This window comes from Pelomonas baiyunensis (assembly GCF_043555935.1).
Classification (GTDB): Bacteria; Pseudomonadota; Gammaproteobacteria; order Burkholderiales; family Burkholderiaceae_C; genus Pelomonas; species Pelomonas baiyunensis.
Map to the genome: position 1 here is coordinate 768,945 of NZ_JBIGIB010000002.1, position 20,709 is coordinate 789,653.

The 20,709-nt window shown below is 70.3% G+C and carries 16 protein-coding genes; 5 read left to right on the forward strand and 11 right to left on the reverse strand.

What is annotated here, in order from left to right:
- Positions 1-35: 35 nt before the first annotated feature.
- The 10 genes from ACG01O_RS09930 to mutL form a co-directional block, all read right to left on the reverse strand.
- The gene (locus ACG01O_RS09930) at positions 36-2,204 is read right to left on the reverse strand and encodes an acetyl-CoA hydrolase/transferase C-terminal domain-containing protein (protein ID WP_394383995.1); all 2,169 of its coding nucleotides are present in this window, start codon (positions 2,202-2,204) and stop codon (positions 36-38) included.
- 45 nt (positions 2,205-2,249) lie between these two features.
- Positions 2,250-3,431 carry a DegT/DnrJ/EryC1/StrS family aminotransferase gene (locus ACG01O_RS09935; RefSeq protein ID WP_394383997.1) on the reverse strand — a complete coding sequence of 394 codons (1,182 nt, stop codon included), beginning with the start codon at positions 3,429-3,431 and terminating at the stop codon, positions 2,250-2,252.
- A 20-nt stretch (positions 3,432-3,451) separates the two neighbouring features.
- Positions 3,452-4,498: a lipocalin-like domain-containing protein gene (locus tag ACG01O_RS09940; RefSeq protein WP_394383999.1), complete on the reverse strand. Its 1,047-nt coding sequence runs from the start codon at positions 4,496-4,498 to the stop codon at positions 3,452-3,454.
- On the reverse strand, positions 4,495-7,047 hold the full coding sequence (locus tag ACG01O_RS09945; protein WP_394384002.1) for an FtsX-like permease family protein: 2,553 nt from the start codon (positions 7,045-7,047) through the stop codon (positions 4,495-4,497). Before ACG01O_RS09945 ends, ACG01O_RS09940 begins: the two co-directional genes overlap by 4 nt.
- Positions 7,037-7,690, reverse strand: coding sequence for an ABC transporter ATP-binding protein (locus tag ACG01O_RS09950; RefSeq protein WP_394384004.1), 654 nt, complete (start codon positions 7,688-7,690; stop codon positions 7,037-7,039). The genes ACG01O_RS09945 and ACG01O_RS09950 overlap by 11 nt, the downstream gene beginning before the upstream one ends.
- The gene (locus ACG01O_RS09955) at positions 7,687-7,896 is read right to left on the reverse strand and encodes a type II toxin-antitoxin system antitoxin (RefSeq protein WP_394384006.1); all 210 of its coding nucleotides are present in this window, start codon (positions 7,894-7,896) and stop codon (positions 7,687-7,689) included. The genes ACG01O_RS09950 and ACG01O_RS09955 overlap by 4 nt, the downstream gene beginning before the upstream one ends.
- 10 nt (positions 7,897-7,906) lie before the next feature.
- The gene (locus ACG01O_RS09960; protein WP_394384007.1) at positions 7,907-8,791 is read right to left on the reverse strand and encodes an SPFH domain-containing protein; all 885 of its coding nucleotides are present in this window, start codon (positions 8,789-8,791) and stop codon (positions 7,907-7,909) included.
- Between the two features lie 75 nt (positions 8,792-8,866).
- Complete coding sequence (miaA, locus tag ACG01O_RS09965; RefSeq protein ID WP_394384008.1) at positions 8,867-9,814, reverse strand: tRNA (adenosine(37)-N6)-dimethylallyltransferase MiaA; 948 nt, start codon at positions 9,812-9,814, stop codon at positions 8,867-8,869.
- The gene (locus ACG01O_RS09970) at positions 9,781-11,100 is read right to left on the reverse strand and encodes a pseudouridine synthase (protein WP_394384009.1); all 1,320 of its coding nucleotides are present in this window, start codon (positions 11,098-11,100) and stop codon (positions 9,781-9,783) included. Before ACG01O_RS09970 ends, miaA begins: the two co-directional genes overlap by 34 nt.
- 12 nt (positions 11,101-11,112) lie before the next feature.
- A complete protein-coding gene (gene mutL / locus ACG01O_RS09975; protein ID WP_394384011.1) occupies positions 11,113-13,014 on the reverse strand; it encodes a DNA mismatch repair endonuclease MutL in 1,902 nt (633 codons plus the stop codon).
- A 223-nt stretch (positions 13,015-13,237) separates the two neighbouring features.
- Between mutL and ACG01O_RS09980 the strand changes: the two genes are divergently transcribed.
- From ACG01O_RS09980 to ACG01O_RS10000, 5 genes are all read left to right on the forward strand, one after another.
- On the forward strand, positions 13,238-13,864 hold the full coding sequence (locus ACG01O_RS09980) for a PEP-CTERM sorting domain-containing protein (RefSeq protein WP_394384012.1): 627 nt from the start codon (positions 13,238-13,240) through the stop codon (positions 13,862-13,864).
- A 118-nt stretch (positions 13,865-13,982) separates the two neighbouring features.
- Positions 13,983-14,630, forward strand: coding sequence for a DedA family protein (locus tag ACG01O_RS09985; protein ID WP_394384014.1), 648 nt, complete (start codon positions 13,983-13,985; stop codon positions 14,628-14,630).
- 63 nt (positions 14,631-14,693) lie between these two features.
- Positions 14,694-18,050, forward strand: coding sequence for a S41 family peptidase (locus ACG01O_RS09990; protein ID WP_394384016.1), 3,357 nt, complete (start codon positions 14,694-14,696; stop codon positions 18,048-18,050).
- Positions 18,051-18,114: 64 nt separating this feature from the next.
- Positions 18,115-19,482: a cache domain-containing protein gene (locus tag ACG01O_RS09995; protein WP_394384018.1), complete on the forward strand. Its 1,368-nt coding sequence runs from the start codon at positions 18,115-18,117 to the stop codon at positions 19,480-19,482.
- Positions 19,479-20,108: a response regulator transcription factor gene (locus ACG01O_RS10000; protein WP_394384019.1), complete on the forward strand. Its 630-nt coding sequence runs from the start codon at positions 19,479-19,481 to the stop codon at positions 20,106-20,108. Before ACG01O_RS09995 ends, ACG01O_RS10000 begins: the two co-directional genes overlap by 4 nt.
- 45 nt (positions 20,109-20,153) lie before the next feature.
- Here ACG01O_RS10000 and ACG01O_RS10005 read toward each other — a convergent pair whose 3' ends face one another.
- Positions 20,154-20,546, reverse strand: coding sequence for a hypothetical protein (locus tag ACG01O_RS10005; RefSeq protein WP_394384020.1), 393 nt, complete (start codon positions 20,544-20,546; stop codon positions 20,154-20,156).
- Between the last annotated feature and the right edge of the window lie 163 nt (positions 20,547-20,709).

Consider the following 20,709-nt stretch of genomic DNA (forward strand, 5'->3'; position numbering starts at 1 on the left):
CGGCAGTGTAGGGAGGGCCGCGCCCGGCCCGCGTCTCAAAAGCTGGCAGCCAGCAGTCGTTTCAGCAGCAGATCGCGCAACCCGTGGGCTTCGGCCAGCCCCAGCCGCTCCAGGTACGCCGGCGGCACCGCGCGGTGGGGGGAAAGGCTGGCCAGTGCGGTGTGCACCAACTCCAGCGGATGGTGGCTGGCGTGCTTGAGTTTGCGCAGCGCCCGCACGATGCGGATTTCGTCGGCATCCAAGTCGGTGCCGAACGGAAAGTCGGGCAGCGCGCCGGCCTCGCGCGCCGGGCGCAGCAAGGCCTTCAGCGCTTCAGGCGTGTTGTGGCGGGCGTGCTCGGGAAGTCGCCAATTCGGCGCCAGCTTGCCGTGGGCCTGGGCCTCGCGCATCAGCGCGTCCTGGAAGCGGCTGTCGGCGATGCACAGCAGGCGCTGGATGCATTCGGCGTCGCTCGCCCCGCGCAGGTCGGCCACGCCGTACTCGGTCACCACCAGGTCGCGCAGGTGGCGCGGGATGGTGCAGTTGCCGTGGCTCCACACCAGGTTGGATTTCAGGCCCGCCGCGTTGTCGTGCGTCGCGCGCAGGGCCAGCACCGAGCGTGCATCCGGCAGCGCGTGGGCTTGGGCCACGAAGTTGTATTGCCCGCCCACGCCGGACACCACTCGGCCATCGGCGGTGGCGTCTGACGACGCGGCGCCCAGCAGCGTCATCTTCATCGTGGTGTTGATGAAGCGCGCCTGGCGCCGCTGCGCGCGCTTCAGCGCCTCGGGGTGGCCTGGGCTGTCGTAGAGCTCGTTGATGACGCCGATGCGGCTCATGGCGATGCCGTTGCGCAGGGCGTCGGGCATGTCGCGCAGCCGCTCGTAGAACGCCCGCGGCCCGAGGAAGAAGCCGCCATGCAGCACGGCCGTGCCGCGCCACTGCGTGCCCAGCGCTTCCGGCGGCAATTGGCGCAGGTCGTTGGGCCAGCGCTGGTTGGCGCACTGCAGGGTTTGGGTGGCGTCGTCCAGCGTCAGCGCGGCATTCAGCAGGCCGATGGCCTGCCCGTGCGTCAGCGTCGTGGCCGTGAGCTGCGGCGCCCAGAGGCCGCGGGCCACCAAGGCGTGTGCAGCGGCGGGCGTGGGTGTGGCCGGCAGCTCGCCACGGTTGGCCAGGGTTTGCAGCCCCAGGTCGGGGTACACCGCGCGGCGGATCACGCCAGCATCCAGCAACTGCAGCAGCCCGTTGACGAACATCTCCGAGCAGCCGTACAGCCCCTGCTCGAACCGCCCAAGCTGCCGGGCCGCGTAAGGCGCCGCGGCATCGAGTGCAGCCAGGGCCTCGCGGAACTGGCTGTTGTTCCGGTCGCGCAGCAGCAGCGCCTGCGCAATGGCGTCGCCCAGCGAGCCGATGCCGATCTGCAGCGTGCCGCCGTCGGCCACCAGGCTCGCGGCGTGCAGGCCGATGGCGTTATCGGCCGTCGAAACGGACGGATTGGGCGGCGCAAACAGCGCGTGATGGCCCTCCGGCGCGTCCACGATCAGGTCGAAGAAGTCTTCCGTCACCTCGGCCGGGCCGGGCATGAAGGGCAGTTCGCGGTTCAGCACCGCCACGGTCAGCAAGGGCCGACCCTGGGCCCGGCATTGCTCGACAAAGTCTGCCGTCAGGTCGGGGTTGCACGACAGTGAGTAGCGCGGGCGGCCGTCAGGCCCGGTGCATACCGCCACCGCTTGCGCGATGACATTGGCGCCCTGGGCCAGCATGTCCCGCACCGCCAGGCTGTAGTTGCTGCAGATGAAGCCTTGCTGCGCGGCGTCGTTGCCAAGGTAGTCGCCGGTTTTAAGGAAGAACTCGCGCACCTCGATGTGGGCCGGCAAGGTCTGGGCGCGTGCGGCCTTCACGTACAGCAGGTCAGGGTAGTTGCCGAAGACGCGCGCCACCAGCGGGTCCAGAAAGTGCCGTTCCAGATCGCTTTGCCCCGAGGGCTTCTCCAGCGACAGCGCGGTCAGGATGCGCAGAGGGCGCGCCGCGTCCGCCGCCATGCGCTCGTACAGCACATTGACCCAGGCATTGGGCTTGCCGATGCCCAGCGGCAGCGCCAGGTGCACGGGGCCTTGCACGCGGTCCAGCACGAACTGGACGGCGGTCTGCAGGTCTTGCAGGTGCAGCGGGCTTGAAGCGGGTGTTGGATCTTGAGGGGCTCGGGCGGCTTCAGCGGCGTTCATGGCACCGAGTCTCCCCGAGTCAGTGCGCGCCCCGCTTGATTTGGCTCAGAGCAGGCGTTGCAACTGTGCGGCGGTGTGCGCCAGCTCAGTGGCCGTCAGGTCTTGGTGGCACAGCAGCTGCAGCAGCTCTCGGCGCCACGCGGTGCCCGCATCGCCCGGCAGGGCCGGGCAACCCGGCCAGGTGTGATCCCAGCGGAACACGGCACACCCGGCCGCGCGCAGGGCGGCGTAGGCCGCGTCGGCCCGGTCAGCGTCGGCCACCCACAGGGGCAGGGCGTACGGGGCGGCGCCGTCGGGCAGCACCGGCCACAGCGGCCGTGCGTGCGTCAGGGCATTGCCGGCCTGCAGCAGTTGGTTGAAGTGCGCCCGGCGCGCGCTCACGATGCGGCCGCGCGGCAGCCGCAGCAACGCCCGGTCCAGCGCGGTGACGGACTGGCCCGTGCGGCTCATGTCGCACGCGGCCAGCATGGCGGCTTCAGCCGCTGCCGGCGGCGTCAGCGCTGCGGGTGATGCGTGCGCGGCCACGGGCGCTGCGGTAGCTGCGCGGGGGCCGTTCTTCAAGCGAAACAGCGCGTCCAGCCCCATGTGCAATCCGGGCAGGCGGCGGTGCTGGGCGCCTCGCTCCAGCAGGTCCACCCCCGCTTTGACCTGTTGCCGCGCGCCGGCCGGAGCCAGCGGCATCGGGGCAAACGGCTGGGCTGACGCCAGCAGCCCCGCTTCTGAGACAGGAAAGAACTTGGTCAAGCTGGCCGTGGCCACATCGCCCCAGTGCCCCACGGGGCGTTCTCCCGCCTGGCCGAAGAAGCTGTGGGCGCAGTCTTCGATCAGCGCCAGGCCGTGGGCATCGCACCACGCCCGGACCCCGGCGAAAGATTGCGGCAGCCCGAACAGCTGCGCCGCGAGCAGCGCGCGGGTGCCGGGTGCGGGCTGCAGCCCGCTCAATTCCGGCAGGCCCTGGGCGTTGAGTGGGTAGTACTGCACCGCCGAGCCCGCCGCGCGCAGCGGTGCCACCAGCGTGGGGCAGTGGTAGCTGGGGGCCAGCACGCCGTCGCCGGGCCGAAGGCCCAGCACCTGCACGGCGGCGCCAATGGCCGCACGCCCGCTGGTCAGCACTTGGCGGTGGGGCAGAGCGTCCACCGCGGGCAGCGAGGTCGCCCGCGGGCCGCGCAGGTTGTCCCACCCAAACACAGGGCGAGTGGGCTGGCGGGTGGGCGTGTCAGAGCTCATGGCAGGGGGAAGGGCAGGGGTCAGGGCAAGGGTGGGCGGCCGGCATAGCCCGTCAGCTCCAGGTAGCCCCAGCCCAGGGCCTGCCCCCGGGCGGACGACAGCTTCGCCGCCCCCTCCCAGTACACCAGGCCCGAGCTCAAACGGGCGTCGATTTCTTGCGCGTCGAACGCGGCGTCCAGCTGCAGCTCCCCCATCGGGCAGCGCAGGCGCCAGGCCACCGGCCAGCGGCGGCCGGTGCTGGGGCTGGTCCAGTGCCGGGTGGGGGTCATCTGCACTTCGTCGGGGGTGAAGCTGCGGTCGGGCTGGCCGGCCCGGCGCCAGCTGCCGCCGGCCCATTCGCGCTCGCCGTTCTCGCGTCGCAGCTGAAACAGCGTCAAGGCGCCGCCGTCGTTCAGGTTGATGCCCAACCAGTCCCAGCCCACGGCCTCGCCCAGCACGCTGTCGCTCCACTCGTGGTCCAGCCAGGCGCGGCCGGCCAGGCTGTGGCGGCGGCCGTCCAGCGTCAAGGCGGCCTGTGTGGCCATTTGCGGGCGTGAGTAGTAGTAGCTGAACTGCTCGGGCGACGGGCCCTTGGCCGAGCGGCCTCTGTCGCCCTGCAGCAGCGGGGCGTCGGGGCAAGCCAGTTCCAGCTCCATCGTGAACCCCGGGCCGGAGAACACGGCGCGGTAGCCGTCGGCCTCGCGCACCAGCCGCCAGTCGCGCAGCTGCACGCGGCAGTCGCCCTGCGCGGCTTGCACCGCCCCGGGGATGCTGCGCAGCAGGCGCTGGGCATGGCGCTGTTTGCGCGCGCTCAGATCCGACAGCGCCACGTGGCCCAGCAGCAGTTGGCGTGCGGCCAGGCCGCTGGGGTGGTCGGCCGCCGCCGGGCCGGGCAGGCGGAAGAAGGTGAGCTGGTAGCCGTAGCGCGGGGGCGCGCCATCGCGGTCGGCCAGCAGGCCGGTCAGGTACCACCACTCGATGCCCTGCGCCGGGTGGGCGCCGAAGTCGGTGGGGAAGTTCAGGGCGGCCTGTGCCGGCAAGCTCAGCGGCAGAGCGGCCAGCAGCAGGTGGCGGCGTTGCAACGTCATGCGTCCTCCCGCACTGCGCGAATCGCATCGGCGCCCAGGGCGCGCCGCCCGGCCAACAGCGATGCGCCCACGGCCGCAGCAAAGGCCAGCCCCACCAGCGCAGCCAGCCGGGCCCAGGGCAGGTAGAGGTCCATGGTCCAGTGAAAACTCTGCGGGTTCACCACCTTCACGAGCACCAGGCTCAGGCCCAGGCCCAGCAGCAGCCCCGCCGCGGCGCCGGCCCCGGCGCTCAAACTGGCCTCCAGCCCCAGCAGCCGCATCAGCTGCCCGCGCGACAGGCCCAGGTGCCGCAGCAGCCCGAACTCGCGCCGGCGCGCCAGGGCTTGCGCACTTTGGCTGGCCATCACGCCAAACAGGCCCACGCCCAGCGCCACGGCTTGCAGCCAGACGGTGATGAGGAAGCTGCGGTCAAAGATTTGCAGAGACAGCGTGCGCAGTTCGCCCGCAGCAGCCAGTTCCACGTCGGCGCCGCCCAAGGCCCGTACGGCGGCCCGCGCGGCGTCCAGTGTGTGGCCGGCGCGCAGCCACAGCGCGGCTTCGGTGGCGGTGTCGTCGCCCGTGGCGCGGCGGTAGTCAGCCAGGTCCATCCAGAGCGCGGTGCTTTGGCGGGAGTAGTCGCGCCACACGCCCATCACCTGCAGGGCCACGGTCTGGCCGGTGTCGGCCCACTGGGCGGTGAACACGCGACCGGGCTGCAGGCCGTCGCGGTCGCGGCCGGCTTCGTTCGTCCACACGGGCAGGGCTTGCGGGTCGCGGGTGCCGGTCCAGGCTTGCACCTGGGGCAGCTGGCCGCTGCGCAGGTCGCGCGCGGTCAGGGCCACGGCGTCGCCCGCGGGCCGCAGCCGGACCCGCGCCGTGCGCTGCGGCGTGGCGCGTGCCACCTCGGCCAGTTGGCCCAGGCCCGTCACCACCGTGCTGGACAGCGGCGCCGGCAGCCCGTTGGGCGTGCGCAGCGCGCTGCGCACGTACAGGTCGGCCGGCAGGGCCTCGTCCAGCCATGCCATCAGCGACTGCCGGAAGCTGCCGATCATCACAGTCATGGCCACGGCCAAGGCCAGGGCCACCAGCACGCCAGCCAGGGCGCGGCGGGTTTCGCTCGCTTGGTCGCGCGTGCGCTCGCGGGCCAGCATCAGCAAGGCGCCGCCTCCCGCGCGGGCCAGCACTTGGGTCAGGCCACGCACCAGGCTGGGCACCCAGGCCAGGCCGCCCAGCAGCAGGCACAGCATGCCCAGGTAGGCACCCACCGGCGTGTCGCCCCACAGGGGCGGCAGCGCGGCCAGCCCGGCCCCGGCCACCAACAGGGCCGCCGCCACCCAGGCGGGCAGCGGGCGGCCCGCAGGCAGCCCCAGGCCCTTGAGCACCAGCGCCGGTGCGATGCGGCGCACCGTGAGCGCGGGGGCCAGCGCGGCCACGCCAGCGGCCAGCAGCCCCAGCGCCCCGTAGACGAGCGCGGGCAGGGCCAGTGGCTGTTGGAACAGCAGGCCGGCCGCGGTGGGGCCGTCGGCGGGCAGGCCCAGGTTGCTGCCCAGCAAGTGCAGGGCGCCTGCCGCCAGGCCGAGGCCCAGGGCCAGGCCCAGGGCCGTACCCAGCAGGCCGATCACTGCGCCTTCGGTCAGGATGAGGCGCCACCGCATGCGGGCCGACACGCCCAGCACGCCCACCAGGGCCCACTGCGGCAGGCGCTGCGCGGTGCTCAGCGACAGCACGGCAAACACCAGAAAGCTGCCGGTGAAGAGCGCCATCAGCGACAGCAGACCCAGGTTCACGCGGTACGCGCGGGTCATGTCCGACAAGCGGGCGCCTTCGTCGGCGGGGGCTTGGGCCACCCAGCGCGAAGGCAACTGGCGGGCCCAGGCGGCCGCGTCGGTGCCCGGCACCAGTTGCACGTCGATGCGATCCAGCGAGGCGAGTCGGCCGAACAGCCACTGGGCGTCGCCAATGTCCAGCACGCCCAGCGGCCCTTGCCCAGCGGCGATGCTGCCGCCCACCTGCAGCACGGCCTCTTTGGGCGGCAGGTTGCCGGGCTGCGGCACGCGCACGCGCAAGGCCTGGGCGTCCGCCGGCAAGCGGGCCCGCGCGGCGGCGTTCAGGTGCACGGTGCGCTCCGCCAGGGCTTCGGCGGGCTTGCCTTCGAGCTGCGGCGTCAGTTCCGGGGCCAGCGGCCGCCCCTCGGCGGCGCTGCCCAGCAGGGCGAGCGGGTCCAGCCCGATCAAGCGGATCGACATCGCACGGCCGTCCGCGCCCTGCACCTCGGGCCACAGGGCTTCGGCCTCGATCACCGGGTTGGCCGTGGCCACCTCGGGGCGGTTCAGCACTTCCGCCAGGTCGGCGTCGGTCAACGGCCCGGTGCTGGCCCGGAGGATGAAGTCAGGTTGGCCATTCACGCTGCGGGCGGCGCGCGTGAATTCCGCGAGCGCGGCGCCGTTGAGCAGGTGCACGCCGAACGCCAGCGCCACGCCCAGCGCCACGGCGAGCACGGCCAGGGCCACGCGCCCGGGGTGGTCACGCCAGGCGGGCAGCGAGATGTGGCGCCAGAGGCTAAGCGTCATGCAGGCCGTCCGCGTCGAGCCGCAGGCGCCGATCGGCGGCCTGGGCAGCCGCTTCGGAGTGCGTCACCAGCAGGCAGGCCGCACCGGCCTTGCGTGTGCAGGTGCGCAGCAGGTCCAGCACCTCGCCTGCGTGGCGGGGATCGAGGTTGCCGGTGGGCTCGTCGGCCAGCACCAGGCGCGGCCGGTGCACTAGCGCCCGGGCGATGGCCACGCGCTGCAGCTGGCCGCCGCTGAGCTGCCGGGGCATGCGCTGGGCCAGGCCGTCCAGCCGCACGGCCTGCAGCATGTGTTGCACGCGGGCGTCGTCGCGCTGGCCCAGCAGCCGCAGCGGCAGCGCGACGTTGTCGGCCACGCTGAGGTGGGGCAGCAAGTGAAACGCCTGGAACACGAACCCCAGCGCCCGGCGGCGCAGCGCGGCGCGGGCGTCGTCGTCCAAGCCCTCCAGGGCGTGGCCGTCCAGCACGATCTGGCCGGCGTCGGGCGTGTCCAGCCCGGCCAGGCAGTTCAGCAGCGTGGACTTGCCGCTGCCGGACTCTCCCAGCAGGGCCACGATCTCGCCAGCGGCCAGGCTCAGGCTGACCTCGGAAAACACCGCCACCTCGCCGTAGGACTTGCGCAGGCGGTGCGCACTCAGAAGACTCATGGGCCGGATTCTGGGTCCTGTCGCGAGGCGTTGGCTCGGCCGCGGGGCGGCGCGAGTTGGATGCCCCGCCGCGCCAGCGCTTCTCGCAGCAGCAATTCGGCCTGTGCATTGGCGCTGCGCAACTCCGACGCGGCCAGCCGCTCGACCTCGGCCCACAGGGCGGGGTCCACCCGCAGCGGGAAGGCTTTCTTGTCGGGGCTGGCCATCGGTTGGGCCTCAGCTGTAGAGCGTGCCGGTGTTCACCACGGGCTGGGTTTCACGGTCCGAGCACAGCACCACCAGCAGGTTGCTCACCATCGCGGCCTTGCGCTCGTCGTCCAGCACGACGATGTCGCGCTCGGACAGGCCCTGCAACGCGGCCTCCACCATGGTGACGGCGCCTTGCACGATCTTGGCGCGCGCCCCCACGATGGCCTCGGCCTGCTGGCGGCGCAGCATCACCTGCGCGATTTCCGGCGCATACGCGAGGTGGCTGAGCTTGGCGTCGATGACGTCCACGCCCGCGTCGGCGAAGCGGGCCTGCAGTTCGGCCTTCAGGGCTTGCGTGACGGCGTCTTGGCCGCCGCGCAGCGTGATGCTGTCGGCCGGCATTTCGTCGGCATGGTCGTAGGCATAGCTGGCGGCGAGGTGGCGCAGCGCGGCCTCGGCCTGAACGCGCACATAGGCCTCGTAGTCGTCCACCTGGAAGAGGGCTTGGGCGGTGTCCCGCACCCGCCACACCACCACGGCGGCGATCTCGATCGGGTTGCCGCGCTGGTCGTTCACCTTGATGACCGGGGCGTTGAGGTTGCGGTCGCGCAGCGACACGCGCTTCTTCAGGGCAAAGGGGTTGGCCCAACGCAGGCCGGCGACGCGGTCGCTGCCGATGTAGGCGCCGAACAGCGTGAGCGTGGCGGCCTGGTTGGGGTTGAGCATGTACAGGCCCGCCAGCGTGAGCACGCTGGTCACGACCAGCAGGATGCCTACCAGGGGTTGTTTCATTGCCAGGGCGAACGCGCCCAAAGCGGCGCTGCCCAGCGCCAGCACCAGCATGAGGTAACCGTCGTGGGCGCGCGCAGCGCGCTCAGAGACGGTGACGCGGGGCGCTGAATCGGAAGACATGGCTGACTCGTTTCAAAAGTGAATCAAAGTGATATCACTTTATGCGCGGAAGTTCAGCCACGCAAGGGGAATGTTTCAGCCCAGCAGCCGCTGCAGGCCAGCCAGCAGTTCAGGCACCGGCTGGGGGCCGTCACAGGCAATGACCTGCCGGCGCGGCATGCTGCGCAGCCACGTCACCTGGCGTTTGGCGAGCTGGCGGGTGGCCGCAATGCCGCGGTCCCGCAGGTCGGAGAAATCGCCGGAATCCAGCGCCTCCCAGGTCTGCCGGTAGCCCACGCAGCGCATGGAGGGCAGGGCCAGGCTGAGGTCGCCCCGGTCGCGCAGGCGGCGCACCTCGTCAACCAGGCCCTGGCTCATCATGGTGTCGAAACGTTGCGCCACGCGGTCGTGCAGCCAGGCGCGGCTGGCGGGCTCCAGCGAGAACAGCGGCCAATCTACCCCTTGCTCGCGCGACGCCGCGTGCAGCACGCTCAGCGGCTGGCCGGTGAGCCGGATCACTTCCAGCGCGCGCTGGATGCGCTGGCTGTCGTTGGGCGCCAGCCGGGCGCCGGTTTCGGGGTCGAGCTGGCTCAGCTCGGCGTGCAGCGCGGGCCAGCCTCGCTCGGCCGCTTCGGCATCCAGCGCAGCGCGCACCTCGGCATCGCCCTGGGGCAGGGCCGAGAGCCCGTCGAACAAGGCCTTGAAGTACAGCATGGTGCCGCCCACCAACAGCGGCAGGCGGCCACGCGCCTGGATCTCAGCGCACAGGCGCTTGGCATCCCGCACGAACTCGGCCGCTGAGTAGCTGTCCAGCGGGTCCAGGATGTCGATCAGGTGGTGCGGGGCCACGGCCTGTTCGGCCGGCGTGGGCTTGGCGGTGCCGATGTCCATGCCCCGGTACACCAGCGCCGAGTCGACGCTGATGATCTCCACCGGCAGCACCTCGGCAATCGCCAATGCCGCCGCCGTTTTGCCGCAGCCGGTCGGGCCGGCCAGGCAGATGGGCGGGGTCAGAACCGCTCCCACGGCGCCAGATAACGCCATTGGCCGACCGGCAGGTGGCCCAGCGGGATGCGGCCGATGCGCACGCGCTTCAGGCCCACCACCTTCAGGCCCACCAACTCGCACATGCGGCGGATCTGGCGCTTCTTGCCCTCGCGCAGCACAAAGCGCAGCTGTTGTTCGTTCTGCCAGCTGACCTTGGCGGGCTTCAGGGGCTCACCGTCCAGTTCCAGGCCATGGTTCAGCAGCGCCAGCTTGTCCGGCGCCAGGGCGGCGTTGGGCAGCGTGCCTTCGGGCACCTCGTGGGCCACGAACTCCACGCGCACGAGGTATTCCTTCTCGATGTCGGAGTCGTCGCCGATCAGTGCCTTGGCGATGCGGCCGTCTTGCGTCAGCACCAGCAGGCCTGTGGAGTCGATGTCCAGCCGCCCGGCCGGGGCCAGGTGACGGTGGTGGTTGGGGTGGGGCTTGATGCCGGAGGGGTCGTCCTTCCAGCGGTTCTCCTGCTGGAACAGCACCACGGCGGGCTCATAGCCGTCTTCGGCCTGGCCCGACACGTAGCCGATGGGCTTGTGCAGCAGCACGGTCACTTGCTGGGCTTGCGCCTGGCGGGCGGCGGGGTCGATCTCGATCTGCACCTCGCCCTGCACGCGTTGGCCAAGCACGGCCACCTTGCCATCCACCCGCACCCAGCCGGCAGCAATCCATTCGTCCGCCTCGCGGCGGGAGGCGAGCTTGAGCTCGCTCATGCGCTTGGACAGGCGGTCGCCGTCCTCGGAATCCACCTCGCGGGCAGGATTGCGCCGCGGCTGCGGCCGTTCGTTCGCGTGTTGGGGCGGTTCGAAGCCGGGGCCGCGGTTGGACACGCGACGTTGGTCCACACGGGGTGGGCGGTCGTCGCGGGGCCGCTCGGTGGGGCGTTCGCCGCGTTGAGCGCGATGGGCAGGTGCGTCTGGATTGAAGCCATCGGGACGCGGGCCGGGGCGCTGCATGGGGCGTCCGGGTCGTTCGTCACGGGCCCGGTCGCCCCGCTCGTCGCGGCGCACAGGCTCGCCGCGTGGGCCGGTGCCCTCGGGCCGGAAGCCGGTGGGTTTTGGGCGAGCCGGGCGGTCGGGGCGGTCTTGGCGTTGTGCCGCGGGCCGCTCGCGCTTTTGCTGCGCTTCCTGGAAGCGGGCCTCGCGCTCGGCGCGGTCTGCTTGCGCCTGCGCCAGCGTGGGCCGCGGCTTGGAGACGCCTTTGCCGCGCAGCGGACCGCGTTTTTCGCCATCGGGCGTGCGCGACTTGGCGGTCTTGCTGGCGGGTTTGCCCTTGAGGGTGATGGTGGCCATCTTGTTCTTCTTTCAGCGGCCGCGCAGGAACAGGGCGTCCAGCTCGCGCATGTCGAGCTGGCGCCAGGTCGGGCGGCCGTGGTTGCATTGGTCTGCGCGCTCGGTGGCTTCCATGTCGCGCAGCAGGGCGTTCATTTCATCCAGCGTCAGCTGGCGGTTGGCGCGCACGGCGCCGTGGCAGGCCATGGTGGCCAGAATTTCGTGTTGCGCGCGCTCCAACACAGAGCTCGCGTCGAACTGCGCCATCTCGGCCAGCAACTCGCGCGTCAGTGCCACAAGGTCGCTGGCGGCCAGCAGGGCCGGACGCGAGCGCACGGCCAGCGTGCGGCTGGACAGTGGTGCCACATCCAGCCCCAACTGCGCCAGCGTGGGCGCGTGCTGTTCGGCTGCGGCCACTTCTTCAGGGGTGGCGGCAAAGCTCACGGGGATCAGCAACGGCTGGCTCTCGATCAGCGCGGCGCCGAGCTTGGCTTTCAGCCGCTCGTACACCACGCGCTCATGGGCGGCATGCATGTCCACGATCACCAAGCCCTGGGCGTTCTCGGCCAGGATGTACACGCCCTGGATCTGCGCAATCGCGCGGCCCAGCGGCCAGTCGTGGTCGGGTAGTGGGGCCGGGGGCGCTGGCTGAACCGCTGGCTGGAATGCCGGTGCGCTCCCGGCGGGGCGGGTGGGCAAGCCGGGGTTGTGCGGCGCCCAGAGCGCTTCGTGCTGGCCCAGCGACAGGCGCACCTGCTCAGCCGACGGGGGCACGGGCGGGGTGAAGAGAGCATAGCCGGCGCGGGGTTCAGCGGCTTGCGGAGCGGGGCCGCCCAAGGTCCACGGGGCGGGTGAGGGCGACGCCACGGACAAGGCCGCTGCCGGCGATGCTGCGTCCGCCGCGGTGGCGCTTTGGGACTTGGCCAGCGCATCCACAAACGCGCGCCGCACGCTTTGATGTAACGCGCGGCCGTCTCGAAAGCGCACTTCGATCTTGGTAGGGTGCACGTTCACATCCACCAGCTCGGGCGCAATCTCGATGAACAGCACGTAGCTGGGCTGCCGGTGGCCGTGCAGCACGTCTTCATAGGCCGAGCGGATGGCGTGGCTGATGAGCTTGTCACGCACATAGCGGCCGTTGACCCACACGTACTGCTGGTCTGCCCGCGAACGCGCGGCTTCCGGCAGGCCGGCCCGGCCGGTCAGGGCCATCGGCCCGATGCTCAGTTCGAACTCCCGGCTGTCGGACACGAAGTCGTCGCCCAGCACATCGCGGATGCGCTGCTCGACCGAGGCAGCGCGCCACTGGTCGACCAGCTTGCCTTCGTGCCAGATGGCAAAGCCCACATCCGGCCGGGCCAGCGCGTGGCGCCGAACGGCTTCAACGCAGTGGGCCAGTTCGGTGGCGTCGGTCTTCAAAAACTTGCGGCGTGCGGGCGTCGAGAAGAACAGCTCGCGCACCTCGACGCTGGTGCCTCGGGCACGCGCAGCCGGTTGCAGTTCGCCGCTGCGGGCGTCCAGCCGGTGCGCGTGCGCGTCCGCCGCGGTGCGCGAGGCCAGGGCCATGTCCGACACCGAGGCGATGGCCGCCAGCGCTTCACCGCGGAAGCCCATGGTCGCCACCGATTCGAGGTCGTGCAGGTTGGCGATCTTGCTGGTGGCGTGGCGCTTGAGCGCCAGAGGCAGCTGCGCCACCGGAATGCCGCAGCCGTCGTCTTCCACCACGATGGACCGCACCCCACCGCCCATCAACTTCACCTGGATGTGCGTGGCGCCCGCGTCCAGCGCGTTGTCCACCAACTCCCGAACCACCGAAGCCGGCCGCTCCACCACCTCGCCCGCGGCGATCTGGCTGATCAGTTCGTCGGGGAGTTCATGGATGGGGCGCGGGGCCGGTGACTGCTGCTCGGGCTCAGCGCGGTAAGGGGCGTGCATCCTGAAATTGTAGGAGTCGCCGCCCGAAGCACGGGGGTGGGCAGGGAACGGGAGCGCCGACCCGAATGCATCCCTGATTCGCGGGTGTCGGAGAAATTTTCATTCTTCGGGTTGAGGATGGGCAGAACTGTCTGAGAGCCTTTATCCATCGGATGTAGGACGACATGGCATGCGAATTGCGTTAAGCGCCTGCTCCCTCTTCTCATCCTCAGGATTCAAAACAATGAAGAAGCTTTTTGCGACGGCCGCAGTGGCCACGATGACCGTTCTGGCCAGCACGTCGGCACACGCCACGCTCGTGCCGGTGGGCGTTCAAAACAACGTGACCGCTGCCACGGTCGCAGGCTGGGGCTTCACCCAGTGCTTCTCGGCCACCTATGGCACCTTGGGCCTGACGACGGCCGGCATGTTGTCGGGCTGCCAAGGTGACACGCTGATGCTGGCCGCTCGCCGCACCGGCAGCGCGGTTTATGAAGTGTTGGGCGCTGCCAGCTACGCCGACGTGACCTTCAACACCGGCACGGGCAACGTGACCCACAACGCCAACGGTATCGAGTGGTACTTCAACAACAACTGGTCCTGGGGTTTCGCTGCCGGTGGTGACCTCGTCAGCCGCAACTCTTGCGACACGGCGAGCACCAACGCGGCCCAGCGCCTGTGCTGGCACACCCATCAGGGGTACTCCGGCGGGTGGCGTGCCGGCACCTTCACGGGCCTGAACAACGACCAAGGTTGGGAGAAGGTCATCCTGGTGGCCAACGCCAACTCCGTGCCGGAACCGGCCAGCGTGGCGCTGGTGGGCGTGGCCCTGTTGGGCTTGGGCGCAGCCCGCAAGCGCAAGAGCGCTTGAGTTTTTGACGGTTCGACGTCAGGCGTACGGATCGCCTGACGGGCTGCCTGATCCCCGCACCGGCCCTGCGCCAGCGGGGATTATTTTTGGTCACGTGGCAGTTCAATAATCCCGCCCCATGGATTTCCTGCCCTTCCTTCTTGATTTCATCCTCCACGTCGACCGCCACTTGGCGGACTTCGTGCAGAGCTATGGCGCCTGGGTGTACGCGCTGCTGTTCGTGATCATCTTTGTGGAGACCGGCGTGGTGGTCATGCCGTTTCTGCCCGGCGACTCGCTGCTGTTCGTCGTGGGCGCCATGTGCGGCGTGGGCTTGATGGACCTGGGCACCTCGATGGCGCTGCTGACGGCGGCGGCGATTCTGGGCAACCAGAGCAACTACACGATCGGCCGGTACTTCGGGCCACGGGTGTTCCAGTGGGAGAACTCGCGCTTCTTCAACAAGGCGGCGTTCGACAAGGCACACGCGTTTTACGAGAAGCACGGTGGCTTCACCATCGTTGCGGCCCGGTTCATGCCGTTCCTGCGCACGTTTGCGCCGTTCGTGGCCGGGGTGGCGCAGATGACGCGGCGCAAGTTCACGATGTACGACGTCGGCGGCGGTGCCCTTTGGGTGTGTGGCATCACATTGATCGGCTATGTGTTCGGCAACGTGCCGTGGGTGAAGGCGCATCTGGACAAGATCATCTGGGCCATCATCCTCATCCCGGGGCTGATCGTGATCGGCGGCAGCCTGAAGGGGCGGCTGAAGAAGACCGCGGGCTGACTTTCGGGCGGTGTGCGGGGGCGGTCTAGAGTCGCGGGTTTCGCGACCTGATCGGAGATCCCGATGACCTTGTCCCGCATCGCCTTGGCGCTGACCTGCGCCTGGATGGCGGCCGGCACCGCCGCCGCTGCTGAGTCCACCCTGATGCTGCGCCAGCCGGCCGTGTCCAAAGACCGCCTGGCCTTTGTGTACGGTGGTGACCTGTGGCTGGCCGACCGCAACGGCGCCAACCCGCGCCGACTCACCAGCCATGCGGCCAGCGAATTCGCGCCGCGGTTTTCGCCTGACGGGCAGCGCATCGCGTTCTCGGCCACCTACGACGGCAACACCGACGTCTATGTGATCGGCGTGGAGGGCGGCGCGCCCAAGCGCCTGACCTGGCACCCGAGCGCCGATGTCGTCAGCGGCTGGAGCCCCGACGGCAAGCGGGTGCTCTTTGCCTCGCCCCGCGAGGTGTTGAACAACCGCAGCAACCAGCTCTTTGAGGTGAGCGTGGACGGCGGCGCGGAAAAGCAAGTGATGAAGGCGGTGGCCTTCGAGGGCGCGTGGTCGGCCGACGGCAAGAAGCTGGCCTATCGCCCCTACAACGCGGCCTACGCCGGCCCCAGCGGCTGGCGCCAGAGCCGGGGCGGCTCCACCCCGCCGGTGTGGATCATGGACATGGCCAGCCAAGCCTGGGAGCAGATTCCCCACGTGAACGCGACCGACTCCGCGCCGGTGTGGGCGGCCGGCGAGGTGGTGTTCATCTCCGACCGCAACGATGGCGCGGCCAACCTGTTTGCCTACAACCCCGCCAACAAGTCGCTGCGCCAACTGACCCGCGAGACCCAGTGGGACGTGCGCAGCGTGGACGCCGTGGGCCGCACGCTGGTGTACGAAGCCGGTGGCCGCATCAAGCAGATCGACCTCGCCGGCGGCGAGCCCCAGGTGCTGAACATCCAGGTGGCAGGCGCCGACCCGCAAGCGCGCGTGCAGTGGCGCGATGCCGGCAAGGCGTTGACGCAGGCTCGCCTGTCCAGCACCGGCAAGCGTGTGGTGGTGAGCGCGCGGGGCGAGGTGTTCACCGTGCCGGTGAAAGACGGCACCGTGCGCAACCTGACCGAGACCTCCGGCGTGCGTGAGAAAGATGCACTGTGGAGCCCCGATGGCCAGCGCGTGGCCTACATCTCCGATGCGCCGGGTATGCGGCATGAACTGGTGCTGCAAGCCCAGACCGGCCTGGGCGCGAAGGAGCGCTTCCTGCTGCCTGAGGCGGGCTACTTCACCTTGCTGGACTGGTCGCCCGACGGGCAGCAGCTGGTGCTGCAAGACAACCACCTGAGCCTGTACCGCCTGGGCCTGGCGGCCGGGGCGCAGCGCGGGCAGCTCGTGAAGCTGTCCACCGACGTTCGGCGCCTGGGCGGTGACGGCTTTGCCGTGTCGTTCTCACCGGACAGCCGCTGGCTGGCCTTCACCACCTCGGGTGAGAACTACATGGGCCGCATCGTGTTGCACGAACTGGCCACGGGCCGCAACCACACCGTGACCGACGGGCTGACCCACGCCGGCAACCCGGTGTTCTCGGCCAAGGGCGACTATTTGTTCTTCACCGCGTCCATCAACGCCGGCCCGAGCCGCGTGGGGCTGGACCTCTCCACGCAAGAGCGCCCCCAGCGCGCCGGTCTGTACGCCCTGGTGCTGGCGGCGGACGGCAAATCGCCGCTCGCGCCCAAGGCGGGCGATGAAGAGGCCAAGAAGGACGAGAAGAAGGACGACAAGCCGGGCGGCAGCAAGCCAGACGCCAAACCCGATGGGAAGGCCGACGCCAAGAAGGATGACAAGAAGGACGACAAGCCCAAGGCTGAGGCGGTCAAGCCCATCCGCGTCGACCTGAACGGCCTGGCCGACCGCGTGGTGGCCCTGCCGGTGGCCGAGCGCAACTACGCCGAGCTGGCCGTCGGTGCCGACGGCGCACTGTTCTACCTGCAGCGCCCGCAACCCGGCGCCAGCGTGGAGCCGCCGCAGGCCGAGCGCCGCGCAACGGGAGAGTTGTGGCGGTTCGACTTCGAGGAGCGCAAGCCCAAGCTGCTGCGCAGCGGGGTGGCCGAGTACTCGCTGAGCGAAGATCACAAGAAGCTGCTGCTGACCGTGGCCGGCGGCAAGCTGGAGGTGGGCGACGCCAATGACAAGGCCGACACCAAGGTGCTGGACCTTTCGGGCCTGCGCGCCCGCATCGACCTGCGGGCCGAGTGGAAGCAGATCTTCGACGAGACCTGGTGGATGCAGAAGGAGTTCTTCTACGACCCCGCCCTGCACGGGCTGGACTGGAAGGGCGTCTACAACCGCTACCTGCCGCAACTGGCGCATGTGCAGCGCCGTGAAGACCTGAACGACTTGCTGGTGCAGCTGATTGCCGAACTGCAGGTGGGCCACAACCGGCTGGGCGGCGGCGACACCTACCAGGAGCCCGCCGTGGGCGTGGGCCTGCTGGGCGCGGACTTCACCGTGGAGCAGGGCCGCTACCGCATCAGCCGCATCTACGCCGGCGACCGCCTGAACCCCAACGTGCGCGCACCGCTGGCGGTGGCCGGGCTGGTTGTGAAGGCGGGCGACTTTGTGTTGGCCGTGAACGGCCACGACCTGGACGCCACGGGCAACCTGTACGCGCTGCTGGAGAACACCGTGGGCAAGCAGGTCACGCTGAGCGTGGCGCAAGACGCGGCGGGCACGGGCCGGCGCGACATCGTGGTGGAACCCATCGCCAACGAAGCCCTGCTGCGCCGCTGGGCGTGGATTGAGGGCAACCGCCAGTACGTCGAGCGCAAGAGCGGCGGCAAGGTGGCGTACGTCTACATGCCGGACACCGGCGGCCAAGGCTACGAGCACTTCAACCGCATGTTCTTCGCGCAGATCGACAAGCCGGCCTTGATCGTGGACGACCGCAAGAACGGCGGTGGCCAGGCGGCCAACTACGTGACCGAGCTGCTCAGCCGGCCGTACCTGGCCAGCTGGAAGGACCGCGACGGCCTGGTGTTCGACACGCCGGGCGGCGCCATCTACGGCCCCAAGGCCATGCTCATCGACCAGGACGCCGGCTCGGGCGGTGACTTCATGCCCTACGCGTTCAAGCGCGTGGGTCTGGGTCCGTTGATCGGCAAGCGCACCTGGGGCGGGCTGATCGGCATCTCGGTGAACCCGCCGCTGATCGATGGCGCCTTCCTGACCGTGCCGTACTTCCGCTTCTACACGCCGGACGGCGAATGGCGCATCGAGAACGAGGGCACCGCGCCGGACATGGACGTGGAACTGGACCCGGCCGCCGTGAACCGGGGCGAGGACACCCAGCTGGACGCGGCCATCGCCGACGTGATGAAGCGGCTGGAAAGCTGGAAGCCCGTGCAGCGCAAGACGCCCCCGGCGCCGGCAACGCTGGGCAAGTGATGGCGGGGTGCCGTTCAGGTGAGGTCGTGACCGCGGGCCATGGCGCCCGCTGGGAGCGACCCGTTTGAAAGCCTGGGCGGCCCTGTCCCTGCGGGGGCGGCTTTTCTTGCTGGCGCTGCTGCCGCTGCTGGCCTCGCTCGCGCTGATTGCGCTGGCGGTGCGCCAGCAGGAGCGCGCGCTGGCCGAACGTGAGCATGCGCTGGTGCGGGCCAGCTACATGGAGGCCCGCCGCACCGAGCTCAAGCACTACGTGGACCTGGCAGTCAGCACGGTCAAGCCGCTGTTGGGGCAGCCGGGTGGGCAGGCGCAGGCGTTGGCCATCCTGAAGTCGCTGGACTACGGGCCCGACGGCTACTTTTTTGTCTACGACCTGCAGGGCCGCGTGCTGATGCATTCGCGCCAGCCCGACCTGCTGGGGCAAAACCTGTGGGAGCTGCGGGACCCCCAGGGCCGGCCCACCATCCAGCAACTGATTGGCCAAGCCCAGGCGGGCGGCGGCTACGTGGAGTACCTCTGGCGCAAGCCCTCCAGCAGCCAGCTGGCGCCCAAGCTGGGCTATGTGGTGGCGGTGCCCGAGTGGCACTGGATGCTGGGCACGGGGCTGTACTTGGATGGCATCGAGGCCACGATGGCCGAGCTGGAGCGTGGCGCGCGGCAGAACATCACCACCACCATGCTGTGGGTGGGCGCGGTGGCGGTGTTCGGCATTGCGCTGATCAGCGCCGGCGCGTTGGCACTCAACCTCAGTGAGCACCGCAGCGCCGAAGCGAAGCTGCGCGCGCTGGCGCGCGAGGTGGTGCAGAGCCAGGAAGACGAGCGCGCCCGGCTGGCCCGCGAGCTGCACGACGGCGTCAGCCAGGCGCTGGTGGCCACCAAGTTGTTGATCGAGTCGGCCCAGCACGAGCCTGCGGCTGCGGAGCGGCTTCAGGCCTTGGCGCTGAAGCGCCTGAACAGCACGCTCGCCGAGGTGCGCCACCTGTCGCACGCGCTGCGCCCGGCGCTGCTGGACACCTTGGGCTTGCCAGCCGCGCTGCAGCATCTGGCGGGCGAGTTCGACGCGGCCGGCGGCACGCCGTTTTCCGTCACGGTGGAGGGCGAAGAGGCGGCGCTGCCCGAGGCGGTGAACACGGCGCTGTTCCGCATTGCCCAAGAAGCGCTCAACAACGCCGCGCGCCACGCGCAAGCCCATGCGGTGACGGTGACGCTGCGCTTCGAGCCCGCCGGCGGGTTGGCGCTGGAGATTGCAGACGACGGCCACGGCTTTGATGCGGACGCCGCGCAGGCGGTGGCCGACCGCGGGCTCGGCCTGCGCAGCATGCGTGAGCGGGCCGATGCCCTGGGCGCGCGTTTGCGTTTGCAGGCGGCGCCCGGCGCGGGCTGTCGGCTTGCGGTGACACTGTCGGCCTCCGACTTGGCCCGCGCTGCTGCATGACTGTTTCGCCGATTCGCATCCTGCTTGTGGACGACCACCCGATGGTGCGCGAAGGCTTGGTGGCGCGCTTGGCGGCCGTGCCTCGCTTCGAGGTGGTGGGCGAAGCCGGTCACCGCACCGAAGCGCTGGAGCAGTTGAGCCGCACGGCCCCGGATGTGGTGCTGATGGATGTGGGGCTGAAAGACGTCAACGGCATCGTGCTGGGGGCAGAAATGCTGGCCGCCCGGCCCAGCATCAAGCTGCTGATGTTCAGCATGTACGACAACCCGGAGTACGTGCAGCGCGCCTTGCAAGCCGGCGCGCGGGGCTATGTGCTGAAGGATGCGCCGGCGACGGAAATCGTGTCGGCCATCGACGCCGTGGCGGCAGGCGGAACGTTCCTGAGCGCTGCGGTGTCAGGCCGGCTCTTCCGTGGGCAGAGCCCCAAGCCCGTGTTGACGCCGCGCGAGAGTGAAATCCTGAGCAAGCTGGGGCAGGGCGCGTCCAGCAAGCAAATTGCGCGTGACCTGGACCTGTCGGTGCGCACGGTGGAGGCCCACCGCCAAAGCATCAAACGCAAGCTGGCGCTGGACGGGCAGGCGGAGTTGATCCGCTACGCCGTCGAGCACGCCCGCAGCGGGAGCTGAGGCCGCAGCCCGCGGCTGCACAGGCTCGGCCGGCGGGCGCCGGCTTCAGCGGCCGCGGTACGGGCCTTCGACGTAGCCGCCAGGGCGGGTGTCGCGGGCGTCGTATTCGCGGCGCTCGCGCCAACGCCAGTCGTCGCGCTCGGCGCGCTCCTCGCGCCAGTGGTGATGGTGCCGGTGGTGGTGGGGGCGCTCATAGATGACCGGCGGCGGCGCCACGTACACCACCTCACGCTCCACGTAACGCGGGGCCGGGGCGTACACCACGGGCGGCGGCGCGTAGTACACAGGCGGCGGGGCCATATAGCGGGGTGCATCGGTCACGTAGACGCCGGTGGCGGGCAGGCTGATGCCAATGGACCAGTGCGTGCCGGCCTGGGCGGCCGCAGCGCCGAGCAGTGCGGTGCCGGTGGCAAGCGTGACGAGAGCGTGGCGAAACATGGCAGCAACCTCCTGCGAGGCCAACACATCGGGCCTCTGTGTGTCGAACAACGCGCCTTGCGCGGTGGCGTTGACCGGCTTGGCCACCCGTTTCGTAAGCGCATGTGTGCCGCGAAGGGCCGGTGCGCCTCGGGTTGACCCTTAAGTGGTGCCGCGTGCGTGC

What these genes read in the sequence shown, in the direction of transcription:
- ACG01O_RS09930 (WP_394383995.1), bottom strand. Translation starts at nt 2,204, where the DNA reads ATGAACGCCGCTGAAGCCGCCCGAGCCCCTCAAGATCCAACACCCGCT.
- ACG01O_RS09935 (WP_394383997.1), bottom strand. Translation starts at nt 3,431, where the DNA reads ATGAGCTCTGACACGCCCACCCGCCAGCCCACTCGCCCTGTGTTTGGG.
- ACG01O_RS09940 (WP_394383999.1), bottom strand. Translation starts at nt 4,498, where the DNA reads ATGACGTTGCAACGCCGCCACCTGCTGCTGGCCGCTCTGCCGCTGAGC.
- ACG01O_RS09945 (WP_394384002.1), bottom strand. Translation starts at nt 7,047, where the DNA reads ATGACGCTTAGCCTCTGGCGCCACATCTCGCTGCCCGCCTGGCGTGAC.
- ACG01O_RS09950 (WP_394384004.1), bottom strand. Translation starts at nt 7,690, where the DNA reads ATGAGTCTTCTGAGTGCGCACCGCCTGCGCAAGTCCTACGGCGAGGTG.
- ACG01O_RS09955 (WP_394384006.1), bottom strand. Translation starts at nt 7,896, where the DNA reads ATGGCCAGCCCCGACAAGAAAGCCTTCCCGCTGCGGGTGGACCCCGCC.
- ACG01O_RS09960 (WP_394384007.1), bottom strand. Translation starts at nt 8,791, where the DNA reads ATGTCTTCCGATTCAGCGCCCCGCGTCACCGTCTCTGAGCGCGCTGCG.
- miaA (WP_394384008.1), bottom strand. Translation starts at nt 9,814, where the DNA reads ATGGCGTTATCTGGCGCCGTGGGAGCGGTTCTGACCCCGCCCATCTGC.
- ACG01O_RS09970 (WP_394384009.1), bottom strand. Translation starts at nt 11,100, where the DNA reads ATGGCCACCATCACCCTCAAGGGCAAACCCGCCAGCAAGACCGCCAAG.
- mutL (WP_394384011.1), bottom strand. Translation starts at nt 13,014, where the DNA reads ATGCACGCCCCTTACCGCGCTGAGCCCGAGCAGCAGTCACCGGCCCCG.
- ACG01O_RS09980 (WP_394384012.1), top strand. Translation starts at nt 13,238, where the DNA reads ATGAAGAAGCTTTTTGCGACGGCCGCAGTGGCCACGATGACCGTTCTG.
- ACG01O_RS09985 (WP_394384014.1), top strand. Translation starts at nt 13,983, where the DNA reads ATGGATTTCCTGCCCTTCCTTCTTGATTTCATCCTCCACGTCGACCGC.
- ACG01O_RS09990 (WP_394384016.1), top strand. Translation starts at nt 14,694, where the DNA reads ATGACCTTGTCCCGCATCGCCTTGGCGCTGACCTGCGCCTGGATGGCG.
- ACG01O_RS10000 (WP_394384019.1), top strand. Translation starts at nt 19,479, where the DNA reads ATGACTGTTTCGCCGATTCGCATCCTGCTTGTGGACGACCACCCGATG.
- ACG01O_RS10005 (WP_394384020.1), bottom strand. Translation starts at nt 20,546, where the DNA reads ATGTTTCGCCACGCTCTCGTCACGCTTGCCACCGGCACCGCACTGCTC.